Genomic DNA, 1,508 nt, shown 5'->3' with positions numbered 1-1,508 from the left:
GGCGCGATCGGAGAAACGGAAGGACTCGACACCCAATTCGTAAACCCAATCAAAAGCTTAGGCGATACCCGCCACCCAGCCCCGACCAACCCCGTGAATAAGATGGGCTAGACGAAACATCATTGCACAAACGCTGTTAACCTATGGCGAAAGCAAAAAGATGATTAACGCAGAGGAGCGTAAAGGTAGCTTCTCGCATATGGCACGACTGGTCGGAAATGTTCTTGTTTCAGAAGCACTTGGACTAGATCTGTCTAACGGACCCGACGATATCTTGCGTTTTAGACCCTTAGAAGATTTCAATATTATACTTTCAGAAGTTATCCGAGAAGCTATTGACAAAAAATTAGGTTCACAAGCATTAAAGCGTGATATTGATAAGTTTGCACGAGATCTAATTTCTATCCCTGGCTTATCTGGCGTAATAATCACCCCAGAACCAATCGAAAACGAAGAACTTGAAGAAGATGACATTACAAAAAATAACGAAACCCAATCAAACAATGATGAAAAAGAGAACAACAGCGACAATAATAGACCCAAGCCTCCCAAAAAACCAGAACACATAAAACAAGAAAAAACGATTTACGAGGGACTAAAGAAACTTTCTTCCGAGAAATTAGAAAGTCTTTATTATTCAATATGTATTGTTAGCGCTAAGAGTCACACCCCGCTAATTGCGGTTGGAATTTGGTCTTTTATTGAGAGTCTTACTGCGTCAATGGGGAGGGAAGAAACAACGCCATTCAAAGACTTTTTAAATAAACATAGACTACAAAAATTGGGAATTGGTCAAGGGAAAGCGCTAAACGCTCCAATATCTTCAATTTCCCGAATTGCCGAATATGGAAACCTTACGAAACATCACAAGGTCGCTGCTCAATTTGACTATAGCCAGATGATCAATGATATGAAGGTAATAGAGCCTTTGATTTCAGCCTGCATTAACGAAATTAATAATAATGACTAGGATGTTCTCTCCGTTACGGTATCCTGGCGGAAAAACCTCCATGTTGAATCTTATGGCGGCGATCCTCAGAGAAAATGGTCTCGAGCGAATGCCTTATTTGGAACCTTACGCTGGCGGATGCGGCCTTGCTCTTGGGCTATTATATCATGGTCATGTCTCAGAAATTCACATCAATGACGTTGATCCAGCAATTTGGTCCTTCTGGCATTGCACTTTGCAACGCACAGACGAGATGATCGAAGCCATCCAAAAAGCTGATCTTTCTATTGATGGGTGGAGAGAGCAAAGAGAAATCTTTCTGCGCGGAGATGATACAGATCCTCTAAGATTAGGATTTTCTGCTTTTTATCTAAATAGAACCAATAGATCTGGAATAATTAAAGGAGCAGGAGTCATCGGTGGGCTTGAGCAGAAGGGTACCTATAAACTAGGGCCTGTTAGATCTTGATCCAGTCTGCAGCGGCAGCGATGTGTATGACGGCGAGGAATGACGTTGCTGTTTTTTCGTATCTGGTTGCGACAGCGCGCCACTCCTTGA

General features: G+C 42.4%; 2 protein-coding genes and 1 pseudogene. 2 read left to right on the top strand and 1 reads right to left on the bottom strand.

Translation table 11 applies throughout. The features are described from left to right. The first annotated feature begins 160 nt into the window (after nt 1-160). Together HLH48_RS22740 and HLH48_RS22735 are read left to right on the top strand one after the other, a co-directional pair. The gene (locus tag HLH48_RS22740) at nt 161-970 is read left to right on the top strand and encodes a hypothetical protein (RefSeq protein WP_182999716.1); all 810 of its coding nucleotides are present in this window, start codon (nt 161-163) and stop codon (nt 968-970) included. Then, nucleotides 963-1,418 (top strand): DNA adenine methylase, encoded by a 456-nt coding sequence (locus tag HLH48_RS22735; protein WP_306309969.1) that lies wholly within the window; start codon nt 963-965, stop codon nt 1,416-1,418. The genes HLH48_RS22740 and HLH48_RS22735 overlap by 8 nt, the downstream gene beginning before the upstream one ends. On the opposite strand, the pseudogene HLH48_RS22730 reads toward HLH48_RS22735, so the two are convergent. Next, nucleotides 1,408-1,508: pseudogene (locus HLH48_RS22730) on the bottom strand (IS5-like element ISMex42 family transposase); the annotation flags it as partial. The gene HLH48_RS22735 and the pseudogene HLH48_RS22730 overlap by 11 nt on opposite strands.

Origin of the sequence: Gluconacetobacter sacchari, from assembly GCF_014174255.1 — a bacterium.
Taxonomy (GTDB): domain Bacteria; phylum Pseudomonadota; class Alphaproteobacteria; order Acetobacterales; family Acetobacteraceae; genus Gluconacetobacter; species Gluconacetobacter sacchari.
The sequence above is the reverse complement of the archived record's forward strand: the minus strand, read 5'-3'. Positions and strand labels throughout refer to the sequence as shown.